At 43.2% G+C, this 12,614-nt stretch carries 11 protein-coding genes and 1 pseudogene; 9 read left to right on the top strand and 3 right to left on the bottom strand.

Features of this window, described 5'->3' with window-relative positions; translation table 11 throughout:
• Positions 1-15: 15 nt before the first annotated feature.
• The 4 genes from QWJ34_RS01300 (at position 16) to QWJ34_RS01285 (ending at position 2,091) form a co-directional block, all read left to right on the top strand.
• Positions 16-426, top strand: a complete 411-nt coding sequence (locus QWJ34_RS01300) for a hypothetical protein (RefSeq protein ID WP_302725242.1) — start codon at positions 16-18, stop codon at positions 424-426.
• 96 nt (positions 427-522) lie between these two features.
• Positions 523-954, top strand: coding sequence for a (deoxy)nucleoside triphosphate pyrophosphohydrolase (locus QWJ34_RS01295; RefSeq protein WP_302725241.1), 432 nt, complete (start codon positions 523-525; stop codon positions 952-954).
• A gap of 196 nt (positions 955-1,150) precedes the next feature.
• Entirely contained in the window at positions 1,151-1,477 is a 327-nt protein-coding gene (locus QWJ34_RS01290; protein WP_302725240.1) for a hypothetical protein, read from the top strand.
• 266 nt (positions 1,478-1,743) lie between these two features.
• Positions 1,744-2,091 carry a hypothetical protein gene (locus tag QWJ34_RS01285; protein WP_302725239.1) on the top strand — a complete coding sequence of 116 codons (348 nt, stop codon included), beginning with the start codon at positions 1,744-1,746 and terminating at the stop codon, positions 2,089-2,091.
• Positions 2,092-2,149: 58 nt separating this feature from the next.
• Here QWJ34_RS01285 and QWJ34_RS01280 read toward each other — a convergent pair.
• Both QWJ34_RS01280 and QWJ34_RS01275 read right to left on the bottom strand, forming a co-directional pair.
• Positions 2,150-3,670: pseudogene (locus QWJ34_RS01280) on the bottom strand (DEAD/DEAH box helicase); the annotation flags it as partial.
• Positions 3,671-3,684: 14 nt separating this feature from the next.
• Positions 3,685-4,542 carry a hypothetical protein gene (locus QWJ34_RS01275; RefSeq protein ID WP_302725238.1) on the bottom strand — a complete coding sequence of 286 codons (858 nt, stop codon included), beginning with the start codon at positions 4,540-4,542 and terminating at the stop codon, positions 3,685-3,687.
• Between the two features lie 217 nt (positions 4,543-4,759).
• Between QWJ34_RS01275 and dndB the strand changes: the two genes are divergently transcribed.
• From dndB to QWJ34_RS01250, 5 genes are read left to right on the top strand one after another with little or no spacing between them, the layout of a single operon-like run.
• The gene (dndB, locus tag QWJ34_RS01270) at positions 4,760-5,857 is read left to right on the top strand and encodes a DNA sulfur modification protein DndB (protein WP_302725237.1); all 1,098 of its coding nucleotides are present in this window, start codon (positions 4,760-4,762) and stop codon (positions 5,855-5,857) included.
• Complete coding sequence (dndC, locus tag QWJ34_RS01265; protein ID WP_302725236.1) at positions 5,850-7,340, top strand: DNA phosphorothioation system sulfurtransferase DndC; 1,491 nt, start codon at positions 5,850-5,852, stop codon at positions 7,338-7,340. The genes dndB and dndC overlap by 8 nt, the downstream gene beginning before the upstream one ends.
• Positions 7,341-7,357: 17 nt before the next feature.
• On the top strand, positions 7,358-9,361 hold the full coding sequence (dndD, locus tag QWJ34_RS01260; RefSeq protein WP_302725235.1) for a DNA sulfur modification protein DndD: 2,004 nt from the start codon (positions 7,358-7,360) through the stop codon (positions 9,359-9,361).
• On the top strand, positions 9,358-9,735 hold the full coding sequence (gene dndE / locus QWJ34_RS01255) for a DNA sulfur modification protein DndE (RefSeq protein ID WP_302725234.1): 378 nt from the start codon (positions 9,358-9,360) through the stop codon (positions 9,733-9,735). Before dndD ends, dndE begins: the two co-directional genes overlap by 4 nt.
• Positions 9,736-9,753: 18 nt before the next feature.
• Positions 9,754-10,887, top strand: a complete 1,134-nt coding sequence (locus QWJ34_RS01250) for a cysteine desulfurase family protein (protein ID WP_302725233.1) — start codon at positions 9,754-9,756, stop codon at positions 10,885-10,887.
• Between the two features lie 198 nt (positions 10,888-11,085).
• Here the strand turns inward: QWJ34_RS01250 and QWJ34_RS01245 are convergent, their stop codons facing one another.
• Positions 11,086-12,582: a hypothetical protein gene (locus QWJ34_RS01245; RefSeq protein WP_302725232.1), complete on the bottom strand. Its 1,497-nt coding sequence runs from the start codon at positions 12,580-12,582 to the stop codon at positions 11,086-11,088.
• Positions 12,583-12,614 lie beyond the last annotated feature (32 nt).

The following is a 12,614-nucleotide window of genomic DNA, read 5'->3' as shown; positions in this document are numbered from 1 at the left end:
GCGCGGGAACTCCTTTTGAACCGCGAACTGCGAACACATTCGAAATACCGCGACGATTGGCAGATTTACAGCGGCGGCAACAATCCCGTGATGAACTGGGGCGGTCCGAACAATTGGCTGACACGAATCGTAAACGGCAGTGAAGTACAATTCTACCGGGAATTCAATTACGAGGAACCGGTACTGAAAATCGCATCGGGAAACGCCCCAAACTCCGGACTGCCGCAGCTTTCGCCAAGCGATATGACGATCTTAAGAGAGCGAACGGCCGCCCTATGCGAAAGTTTCCAATTTACGGATAACGAGAAACGCAAGAGAAATCGCGGCGGTGTTTACAGCTCGATTTATAAATGGATCGGCTTTCTGCCGCTGATTCTGTATGCAGCTGTCGCCAGTCCGTTGGCTGTATGGTTTGGAGGACCGTAAGCACCCCGGCCGACTATCCTTTAAGCGCGCCGTAGTATATCCTTATTCGTGCAGCGATACTTTCCCACTACTTCCCCACACCGGAGGTCTTCCATTATGAAAAAACACATCCACGTCGTCGGAGCAGTCATCGTCGAAAATGGCAGGATTCTTTGCGCGCAGCGCGGCGGTGCCAAAGCGCAAGCTTATCAATGGGAGTTCCCCGGCGGCAAGATCGAAGAAGGCGAAACGCCGCAAGAGGCGCTTAAGCGCGAGATCCGGGAAGAAATGAACTGCACCGTGGAGGTCGGGGAATGGATCGAAACGACCGTATACGAATACGACTTCGGCTTTGTGCATCTGTCGACTTTCTACTGTACACGGATTGAAGGAACGCCTACGCTGACCGAGCACGCGGCGATCCGATGGCTGCCGGCCGGCGAATTATCCACGCTGGACTGGGCGCCTGCGGATATTCCGTCGGTACATAAGATTCAAATGCAAACAATTCGCAGTGTTCCACTCGCAACAAGCAACCAACAAAATTAGGTATTTGTACATGATTCAGTGCTTTTTTCAAAGATATCATATTTCGAAATACAAAAATTAGGTATCTAGCCCTAAGATAAATTTATTCAATTTGTTCTCTTTACATATTTGCCGGGACAGGGGCGCAGTACGGCTTCGGTCTTAAGCGCTATACAGCAGCAGGTCTTTTACCCTCTATCTAAAGGAGAGCTCTCACATGCCAACAAGATCCCGTTCTACGCAGGACATCCTCACTCAACCGCTCACCCTCGAACAGATCCAGGAACTTCAGCAGGACAATCGCATCACGGCCGTTCTTCCGATCGGATTGGACGAAGTCTCGAACCTCTCGCCCGACGAACTGACCGACCTGCTCTCGTTGAAGCTTGTGGACAGCGACCTGCTGACCGATATCCAGTACGAACGCGCCGGCGTTCAAGACGAAGCGACCGTACTGCTGAAAGTATCGGGCGACGTAACCACTTTGCTCGAAGCGATGGAATTGTTTGCGGATTACGCGGACGACGAGGAAGAGATCGAGTAGAGGACGGATTCGCGGATTCAAGCGGGTTAGTTTGAAAAAAGACGATACAGCGTTCGCTCCGGGGATTTGGGAGGCGGGCGCTTTTTTATTTATGGTTTTCACTATGGATCTAATCATGATAAACGAAATGTGTATGATTAAATAAGATACTTCATTAAATCGCGTCCTCCGCCATCGATTTTACAAATGTCGGTCCTGCAATATAGGAAACAGGATATAATAGTATTGATAGTAGCCACCTATATTCCTAAATCTCAGGGGGAACTATGACAAAATCGAAAAAAACAGTGGTTTTGCTTTTTTTGATCCTTTTTATTTATACGGCTGTCGAGCTGACGATTTTTGTAAGCGGCCATGTCGGTACATTTAATAGGATTCGACGAACGATAGCAGATGCTCCAAAGATTCAATTGCATGGTCAAACATTAGCCTATGTCGAAACCGATTCTATCCCAAAAAGCGATCTTGTATTTTATAAAAAGACAGAAAATCAGCCGGATATTATCGTATACAAGCTCGTAAACACTCCCGAAAATCCTCCTTATGTGTTCGTAAACAAAAAGGATGGAACTTATTTCAAATATCGCTTTCCTAAACCGGCATGGTCGATGTAATTGATCGTTAATGCAAAGAAGACCTTTTTAAAGGGGCCCCTTTGCATTAAATAAGGTTTTAGAAAAGGCTTCCTCTCCGCTCAAAATGCCCCTGCAGCCGCACCTCGCAAACTTCCCGCGTCCACCGATACAGTATCTCCCGATCCGCTTCCGCCACCTCAAAGTCCAACCCAAACGCCCCATCCGCAAACGTCACCCGGCTTCCCTTTGCTCCGGCCCATTTGCTCATCGGCATCTCCTCGATCAGCTTCACGACTTTGCCCCGCGTGCGCTCGTTCCACTCCCACAGCCCGCGCGATTCCTTATCCGAGAAGTCGATGCGCTTGCGGTACTCTTTCTCCGTCAGATACCCGTGGAAAAAGCCCGCCAGCTCCTCCGCCGTCACCGGCTCGCTCCAGCGATCCGCGCCGCGTTCCAGCATATACAGCAGCACGATCATCTTGTAACTTTTTGCCATTGCCGTCTTCTCCGCGTCCCGCAGCCAATCTTCGTACCGCCGGAATACTTCCTGCTCCCGCTCGCCGAGCATCCCCGCCCAGTCCAGAAAACCCGCGTAAGACCCGAACTCATCCCGGTAAGCCCGGCTCTCCGAGCGTCCCTGCAAATGCAGCTCCGGATACGTCGGCACGCGGCCCAGCTCGGCTTTCAGCTCCAGGAAGTCCCGGTGCAGCTTCTCGCGGCGCGGCAGCCGTTTGCGGCTCAGCTCGTCCAGCAGATTGACCACCCGAGTATCGAGCGTCAGCGCGCAGCTGTCCGGCAGCGCCGGCTCGGCGATCCCACGGTCTTTGATCTTTTTGCCGCCGCTCTCTACGTCTTCACGTTCCCGAAACAGCGCCAGCTTCACATCCGCGTTCCGGTAGTTGCCGATCAGGTCAATGATGACGCAGTGGGATTTCCCTTCCGCCAGCCGCAGCCCGCGCCCCACCTGCTGCGTGAACACCGTCAGCGACTCTGTCGGCCGTACGAACAGCAGCGTATCCACGCTCGGAATATCCGTGCCTTCGTTGAACAGATCGACGGTAAAAATGACTTCCAGCTCCCCGCCGTCCAAACGAGCGATCGCTTCTTCGCGCGAAATGCCGCCGGTGCGCGAGTGCAGGCTGAGCGTGCGGTGCCCGTGTGCCCGAAATACTTCGTCCAGAAAATCCGCCTGCCGGATCGACGAGCAGAACACGATCGTGCGCGACTGCCGGTGCTTGATCCAAGCTTCGTAAATCCGCTCGCCCTGCGACTCTTGAAGCTGCGCCGCCAGCAGCTGCTCCTCGTCGTAGCGCGTGCCGAGCCAGCGAATCGCGGAATAGTCCGTCTCGTCGAACACTCCGTAATATTGAAAAGGCGTCAGCCACTCCCGCCGGATCGCCTCGATAAAATGCATCCGGTACGCCACATTCCCGCCGCACAGCGCATACACGTCCTGCCCGTCCATCCGATCCGGCGTCGCCGTGATCCCCAGCAGAAACTTTGGCGTAAAATAGTCCAGCACCGCCCGGTACGACCGCGCCGCCGCATGGTGAAACTCGTCTACGACGATCAGGTCGAAGTCGTCCGGGGCGAAGAGTTCGCGGTGTTTTTTCATGCTAGACTTTTTTAAATCTATTTTGTTTTATAAACATCCAAAAATACTGTTAAATATTTATCTTCTATCCTAAAGGCATTATGCTTATTCACCAAAATGTTAACGCTATCATTTCTTCCTATAACACTACCTACACAAGTAAACTCAAGACTCTTATCTAGTTCGGCAATTTCTTTCAGTCTTTTAAAACGATTCAAAAACCCTACGGGCGCTGAAGAGAAGAAGAATTCTTCAAAATAAACACTACAAGTTTTTTTGTTATCGCTAACTGTTACAACTACCCTGTCATTGGAAACGTCAACAGAATCGACAGAAACATTATATAAAGCTCGAGTCATTCCAATATCCTCTTCACTTAGTAAAGACAAAGTTTTCCTTTTAACAGAAGGTTCTTTCCCCTTTCCTTCAAGGACGATGTCATCTGCATCACTTCCTGTGGTAGGGACAACTCTAACTCCACCTTCTGGAGACTGAGAAGGATCAATTACTACATTCTTTTTTTCTTTTTTCGTTCTAGGGCCTGTGGTTGTTATCTGTTCTTTCTTATTACGATTTCTTTTAATGTCATTTAAAATATCCGAAATGTGCTTATCCGAGATCAGCATAGTTGCAGTTGCAGACCCGCGTTCACTTCTAGCTTTCTTTTCCCTTTCAAAGTAATCTATACACTCTTTAACGTGATTTTGCTTAGGCCAAGTTTTAAAATGTGCCTTTCTCTTACCTTTAGGAACATATTCTAACTTAGCCTTACAATTTTCATACGTACAGTAAAGGTTTTTTCTCACTTCATGAAACTCAGGGTGTGCTTCGATTGATAAAATAGATACTACTTCTTCAAATTCTTCGTTTCTATAAATCGCTTCATAGATCTGCAAACAACCCACCTCTTCCCTATATATTGTGCTATCTTAGAGATGAGAATACTATATAAGCGATTTATATTCAATATATTTATTGATTCCTAATTCGATTCGACTTTAATAGCTGAGCATTTTCACAAAATATAATATCTCACTTTTCTTATTGAACATCCGTTCGTATTACGTTAAAATATAAGAACAAAACACGATATTACGCACGTAATAAAGGAGAATGCTGATGAACTTCAGTTACACTTTTCCTGCTCTGCGAGGGATACAAGCTGGTAGAGAATTTTATACAGTGATGTGTCCTTTACGTCTGATTCCTAAAATATTTTTATTTGATGAAGAAGAAATTCCGGCTGAACATCGAGCGCAACGTTTGATGAACAAAGCACGAATTCCCGACATCACCAACTATATTTTAGAGAATCCAAAAGACTACATCTTCTCTTCCCTAACCGCATCTGTAGATGGGGATATGAAGTTTAAAGAGGGTTCGAAAGAACTCAAAGACGTGGGATATCTAACAATCTCTTTAGATTCTAAATTCTTAATCAACGACGGTCAACACCGTAGAGCCGCAATCGAAGAAGCCCTGAAAATTTCTCCCGAACTTGGCGACGAAACGATCTCGGTGGTCTTTTTTCATGACTTAGGTTTGACCCGCTCTCAGCAAATGTTCTCGGATTTGAATCGACACGCAGTAAACACTACGTCTTCGATCGGAATCTTATACGATCATCGGGATCAGCTTTCGCTTATTACCAAAAGTTTGATCGCTGATATCCCTTTATTGGAACGTTACACAGATCGGGAAAAAGTATCGCTGTCCAAGAACTCTCCTAAGCTCTTTGCTCTTAACCATATCTTCAATGCCACTTCTAAGCTTATCAATAAGCGAAAAGGCGATATGATTTCAGAGCAGGAAAAAGAGTTTGTATCGGAGTTCTGGCAGCTACTCTGTAATTCGATTCCCGAGTGGCAAGAAGTATTGAAGAAAAAAATTTCTCCGCGCGAATTAAGAGTTCATTCAGTCGTTGCACACGGGATCTTTTTGGAAGCTCTCGGAATTGTAGGCTACTATCTGTACCTCAATCATCCGGACGAATGGCAATCTTACATTAAGCAATTGAAGAACATTGACTGGACTCGTGAAAACAAAACCGATTGGCAAGGCCGTGCTTATAGCCATACAGGTCGAATCAATAAAAACGGCGAAACGATCCAGCTAACCGCTAATCTCATTAAAATGAAAGTTGGTCTCCCACTCACCGAACAAGAACAAAAAGTGGAGAACAAGTTTAAGGAGGCTTCTCAAAATGGTTGATTTCGGACTTAACATATTCAATACAGGCACTAAATTTACAGAAGCCAAAGAACTCGTAAAAGAAGTTTATTTGATGGACGAACGGCCGTGGGTCGTCGGTTTCAGTGGCGGCAAAGACTCTACAGCTGTTGTTCAGCTTGTCTTCCAGGCTCTTCAGGAAATGGAGCCTTCTAAACTGCATAAAAAGGTTTACGTGATCTCATCGGATACCCAAGTCGAGACACCACTTATTATTGATAAGATTACGCGTACGCTTGGACGCATTCAGACAAAAGCTTTAGAGCTCGGCCTTCCCTTTGAAACGCAAAAGGTATGGCCGAAAGTCGAGCAAACGTTCTGGGCTTCGATTATCGGTAAAGGTTATCCGACACCGCGTCAAAAGTTTAGATGGTGCACAGACCGTTTAAAAATCGAGCCGGCAAACCGTTTCATTTTGGAAAAAGTCGATCAATTTGGCGAAGTCCTAATGCTACTAGGCGTTCGTGACTCTGAGAGTGCGACACGCGCAGCCGTTATGCAGTCCCATACGATTGAAGGCAAAAAGCTTATGCGTCACTCCACTTTGAGAAACGCTTTTGTTTTTGCGCCAATTCGTACTTTTGATGTAGATGATGTATGGGAGTTCTTGCTTCAATATGAATCACCGTGGGGAGACGACAATAACGAGCTGTTGGAACTCTATCAAAGCTCCAATAGCGAGTGCCCGTTAATTGTAGATAAAGAAGTTAAGGAGAGCGCAGGCTCTTGCGGAAATAGCCGTTTCGGTTGCTGGACTTGTACAGTTGTAAATGAAGATAAGGCGCTCAGCGGCTTCATTAATAACGGCGTTGATTGGCTTCGCCCACTGTATGAATTTAGAAACTTCCTTGTACAAATTAGAGAAGATCAATCCAAGAGACAGAAACAACGGATGAATGGCGAAGTCTATCTGCTTCCTTTTAGCGACGAACTTGAAGATCGGGAAATCATTCTTAAAGAAAACTTGAAGCAATACTTGGATGAAAACAATATCAACCTTGCAACAGTAGAAGAATTGGATATTGTCATTCAAGACGGAGAAGAATTCAAGCGCTTAGGCGTAGGTCCGTTCACATTGAAAGCTCGCGAAGAAATTCTGAGAGAATTGCTGCGTACCCAAAAACAAATTCGTGAGTTGCATGATCCTACTATGGAATTGATTAGCATCGAAGAGCTCAAAGCGATCCGTAAATACTGGCACGATGACCTACAATGGGAAGATCGCTTGCCACTCATCGTCGAAGAAGAAACGGGCGAAGTTTACGATTGGGATCATAACGATCGGCCTGTGTTTAAAGACGATCAGTTGACCGACCTGGAGACTCTTTGCCAAGAAGAAGGCGTAAACTTGAGCGTGCTCAAACAATTGATCTCGGTAGAAAAAGACTTCTCTGGCGTAAAAGTCAGACGTGGGTTGTTCCAGGCATTTGATAAAACTCTTAAGCAAGACTTCTTGCATTTGTAAAGGTGGATTAGCTGTTCATGCAGATTACTAAGTTGTTGCTTCGCAATATAGGTGCTTATCATGGACCGCATCATAGCTTCGATTTTAGAACAAGCTCAGATAAGAATGTTATTCTTCTGGGCGGTAAAAATGGTGCAGGTAAAACAACGATTCTAGAATCTTTACGTATCGTACTATTCGGCTCACTAGCCTATGGTTTTATGAACGATAATGAGCCCTATTTCAAAAAGATCCACTCCCTTCTAAATCGTGCCGCTATTCAAAATCATGAAAATGAATTTCAGATTACACTTGAATATACGGCAACTGAAGAATTCGAACCGATCAAATATGTCCTTACACGTCGTTGGCATTTGAAAAAAGAGAAAATAAAAGAAAGCTTCGATGTGCATAAAGATGGGCAACCTCTAGATACCCAAAAGAAATCCGACTTCCAAAATCGCTTACGCGAAGAAATGCCTCCTCGTCTTTTTGAGCTTTGTCTTTTTGACGGGGAGGATATTTCAAGGATTGTTTCGGACGAGAAAATTCCGGAGTACTTAAGCGAGTCGGGAAAAATTCTATTTAACTTAGACTTATTCATGAACTTAGAAAAAGATCTACAAACTTACCGTATGCAGTATGCTCAGAAAAATGCCAGTGCTGCCAAAGAGATTAATGACCAACAAGAATTAATGAATAAAATTGTGGAGTTACAAACCATCGTCGAAGAAAAAGCTTCTCTAATTGTTTTCAGCGAAGATGAAATCACTAACTTAAATGATGAGATCAAGCAGCACAAAAAGGACTTCGACGAACATGGCGGTTTGCAACGCGAAGAACGCCAGAAACTGGCAAGCCAAGTTAACGCAATCGAGAACGAGAGAAAAGCAAATACTGAACAGATCCGTACGTTCACTTCCTCTCTTCTTCCCTTCTATATTGCTAAAGACTTGCTAATCAAAGTTGTGAAGCAACTGGACTTGGAGAAAGAAAACGAGTCGTTCGAGTATGTCTCTTCTGCTCTGGAAAAGAACAAACTAAATGAACTAGTACGAAAGCTTCAACAATCAACCGCCCAATCAGATGTACGATTGAACATTGATCAGTTACATAAGGGCATCTTAGAGATTATGCAGCCAGAGAACATTCAACTCATTCATAGAGCTTCGTTTGCGCAACGAAGCGAGATTCATAACTTATTCAAACAGATCGAGCAAATCGACCCTAAGCAGTATATTCAACTCTATGACCGAAACGCCGAATTGCTTACAGAAGCTCAAAAGTTACGGAAGGCGATCGAAGTCAATGATCAGTCTAGCGAGTTCAAAGAAATTCTTGCACAAATCGAAACGAAGACTAAACGCGTTGAACAGCTACGTCTATTGATTGAGCAATACAACAAAGATATCCATGAAGCTACGGAAACAATTCGCTTGCATACTGCTGCATCCAATAAGATTACGGATAAAATTCGTGAATACCATAAAGCCGAAAACTCGTTTTCGATGACCGAGAAATTACTTCTGGTCAGTCAACGATTTAGAGATCGACAGTGGCGCAAAAAGTTGGATGACGTAGCGAATGAAGCGACTAAGATGGTTAATATCCTTTTCCGCAAAAAAGAATACATTGACCGAATTCATATCGATCACTCAACTTTCGAACTGCATCTTTATAATCGTCAGCAGCACTTAATCACCAAAGAACGGCTTTCCGCGGGCGAGAAAGAAATGCTGATGCTGACCGTGATTTGGGCGATGTTCAAAGTCTCAGGTTGGAAGCTTCCGTTTGTCTTTGATACCTTGATGGGGCGTCTGGATCAAGATCATAAGAGAGCGCTGATTCAGCACTTTATTCCACGATGCGGCGATCAAGTCTTGATGTTTACGACAGACTCCGAAGTTTCAACAGAGCAGTACGAATTACTTAAGGATATTACGGCCAGATGCTACACACTTGAATTCGATCAAGTTATGGATAGCGCCAAAATCGTGAAGGGTCGCTACTTTACCATCAGTGAGGAGAGCAGCCAGCTATGAACTTCACTTTACGAACATCGAAATATGCCAAAGACAATCTGACTCAGTTAAGCTCAGCTACAAGCATCACGCCAAACATCTTAATCCGTTATGCAGTTAGCCTCTCTTTGAGAAATAGCGTTCTTGACGGACAGGTTGAGCCGGTAACGAAAGACTTCACAGATGGCTTAGTACTGAATCGTAATACAGTAACAGGCGAATATGACTATGTATTCAAAGCTCTCATCACTCAAGTAGCAGGCAAAGAATTGACGGACGAAGAATACTTTCCCGGTTATTTCAATGCTCACTTGGAGCGAGGTATTCGCTCACTTGCAGCCGAATATAAGAGCGCTGGTAATTCCGAACGCTTTATTCGTGCCTTAATACTCTAATGGAAAGTAGGGATCTACATGCTTTACTTGGACAATAGCGCAACAACCAAGATCCATCCCGAAGTATTAGAAGCCATGATGCCCTATCTTCAAGAGGAGTACGGCAATCCGTCCAGCAAGTTTTATTCCTTAGCAGAAAACGCCAAAAAAGCCGTAGCCAAAGCACGCGAGCAAGTCGCCGCGCTGCTCGGCTGCGATGCGGACGAAGTCGTTTTTACCAGCGGCGCAACGGAAAGCAATAATATGATCATCAAAGGAATTGCGGATTATTACGGACGCGAGGACAAAGCAAATAAGCGGCTCATGACAACGAAAGTAGAACACCCTTCCGTGATCGAGACGTTCAACTTCCTAGGAGAGCGTGGCTATGAGGTTTCTTTCTTAGATGTGGATCAATACGCACGAGTAACGGTAGAACAAGTAAAAGAAGCGGCTGCACAAGAGCAGCCACTTCTTACCTCAATCATGTGGGGAAATAACGAGATTGGTTCGCTTAACCCAATTGCTGAGCTATCCGCGTCGTTTGAGGAGAACGGTGTCTTCTTCCATACGGATGCTACACAAGTAATCGGAAAAGTTCCTGTTGACCTGAAGAAACTGAGAGGCATTCGCTTCCTCTCAATGTCCGGGCATAAGATCGGCGGCCCGAAAGGAATCGGCGCTGCGATCATTCGGAAACAGTCGAAAGAGATTTATACTCGATTAACTCCTCTTATGCACGGAGGCGGGCAAGAGAACAACTATCGTAGTGGTACACTTGCTGTTCATAATATTGTAGGTTTAGGCAAAGCTGCTGAATTGGCCGCTGCTAATCTTGAACAAAACATTCAGCGGTTGACTGAGCTTGAGCGATACTTGACTGACATTTTCAAAACCAATCTATCCGGGAAGATCAAGTTCAACAGCGATGAGCAAGACAAGATTCCTGGGTTGATTAGCTTGCAGTTCATTGGAGTGAACAATGAGCTGCTGCTTAAGAAATTGGCCGATTATGTTGCATTGTCTTCAGGATCAGCCTGCAGTTCTAGTAAGCCTAGTCATGTATTGAGTGCTGCTGATAAGTCGTTAGAGGAAGTACGCCAAACTATACGAATAAGTCTGGGAACAGAAGTTTCCGAAAAAGACTTATTTATATTCAAAAAAATTCAATAACATAAAAACTATTTTAAAATTCTTTTCTCCAATGTCGGGCGTAGTTAAATAAAAAAATAAGGGCTCATAGAATAAATCTAGGCAGAACAAAATTATATAATAGTTAAATTAGAATGCTACATGGTTCTTTAGATCAAATCATCACGTTTAAATTCACAACCTCTTAAATTAATAAAACTATCTAATTTGAACTTGTATTTATTTTTGAAAAAGGTTACGCAAAGCTATTTCAATTACTCTAGAAATCGACAACTTGTTTCTTTCGCTAAAATTTATTAATTCATCATTGATCTTATCATTTAAATGTATGGTGTACATTTGACTTAGAGATTTAACTGGCTCAGAAGACTTAGATTGCTCTATAGACTCAAGTTTTCGTTCTGAAATCATCTCATGAAGAACTTTTATATCTTCTTCTGTAAAAATATTCTCTAACCTTAGAAACGCCTGCTCAGTTACTGGCCGATTCTCCTTTTCTGCTTTCTTACGCAACGCTTGCTTTGCTGTGATCAACCATTTTTGTTTACTACGATTATAATAATAACCTTTAATTTTTAAGTAATGTCTCATTTCAACTGAAGAAATTCCAAATTTCTTTTCAAAAGCTTCGAATGAAACTAATTCGTTCAACTCTTTTAATAAGTTTTCAAAAGTCGAATCATTCAAAGAAATATTTTTATATTCTTCTGACTTTTGTTGTTTGAGATCAATCTTTTCTTCTTGTAAGACTTTTTCACCCAACTTCAAAAAAGCTGGTTCAAAAAATAACGGCAGCTTTTCTTCAAGTTCTTTACTATTATGATAAGTTGTCGTATATTCTCCCATCGATCCATTATTTCCGAATAAAAATTTAACACCTTCAATTGTATAAAAAGTAGATTCAGAGAGATAAGATAATTGAGGCAAGTAATTTTTTATCTTTCTTATAAGAGTCTTATCTAAGATAATATAATGTTGATTTTCAACTAATTTTTTTTGTACGTTTGTTATAAACCCCCTACCAACTATACTATCAATCTGATAATTATCTATAATCTTTTGATTGTTATAATTTATACAGAGCAATTTTCCAGTTACTATATCAGTTAAAATACTAAGCCCATCGATGTCTGCAATACTTGTAGAACCATCTTTACTAGTTTCATACACCCAATTTTCCTTAATGTCTTCTTTTCTAAATTGCCTTAACATCTGACTTGAGCTAGTATTTTGTTCAAGAGAAACCTCATTTAAAGTTTTATTATTTAGATTGAGTTCAGCAAGAACTTTTAAAAGCGAAGTATCTTTTAGAACTCCACCTTTACAATGAACAAGCCATCGTAATTTATAGCCGTTTTCTTTTAGTTGAGATACAAGATAATCCAAATTGATGTTAAATGCCTTAGCTACGGAATCAGTTGAATTATATTGTGTTTCTACAGCAATTCGTAAGAGTAAGTCTGGATCGATCTTTTCTTTTCCCACCTTTGTATTAGAATTTCTGTTTTCTCTATTGTTAATAACAATATTGTCTGAATCAATCTCATAATCTTCTTTTAGAAGTCTCTCTCTCAAGCTTTTAACGCTAACACCTAATCTCTTAGCAACTTCTTCTAAAAGCATCCCATCATTGAGTTCAGTGATGGCATCTTTAACTTGTCTATCTGTTAATCTATCACCGTCCAAAAAATCATCTATTATCCCTAAGATATCCATGATGTGCCTCCACTTCAAATCACTCATTACAA

This window comes from Saccharibacillus sp. CPCC 101409 (assembly GCF_030518235.1).
Classification (GTDB): Bacteria; Bacillota; Bacilli; order Paenibacillales; family Paenibacillaceae; genus Saccharibacillus.
Note: the sequence above shows the minus strand (reverse complement) of the source record. Positions and strands in the feature narration are given on the sequence as shown.

Excerpts from the sequence above, each read along its gene's own strand:
- QWJ34_RS01295 (WP_302725241.1), top strand. The coding sequence starts at position 523 with ATGAAAAAACACATCCACGTCGTCGGAGCAGTCATCGTCGAAAATGGC.
- QWJ34_RS01290 (WP_302725240.1), top strand. The coding sequence starts at position 1,151 with ATGCCAACAAGATCCCGTTCTACGCAGGACATCCTCACTCAACCGCTC.
- QWJ34_RS01285 (WP_302725239.1), top strand. The coding sequence starts at position 1,744 with ATGACAAAATCGAAAAAAACAGTGGTTTTGCTTTTTTTGATCCTTTTT.
- dndB (WP_302725237.1), top strand. The coding sequence starts at position 4,760 with ATGCTGATGAACTTCAGTTACACTTTTCCTGCTCTGCGAGGGATACAA.
- dndC (WP_302725236.1), top strand. The coding sequence starts at position 5,850 with ATGGTTGATTTCGGACTTAACATATTCAATACAGGCACTAAATTTACA.
- dndD (WP_302725235.1), top strand. The coding sequence starts at position 7,358 with ATGCAGATTACTAAGTTGTTGCTTCGCAATATAGGTGCTTATCATGGA.
- dndE (WP_302725234.1), top strand. The coding sequence starts at position 9,358 with ATGAACTTCACTTTACGAACATCGAAATATGCCAAAGACAATCTGACT.
- QWJ34_RS01250 (WP_302725233.1), top strand. The coding sequence starts at position 9,754 with ATGCTTTACTTGGACAATAGCGCAACAACCAAGATCCATCCCGAAGTA.
- QWJ34_RS01245 (WP_302725232.1), bottom strand. The coding sequence starts at position 12,582 with ATGGATATCTTAGGGATAATAGATGATTTTTTGGACGGTGATAGATTA.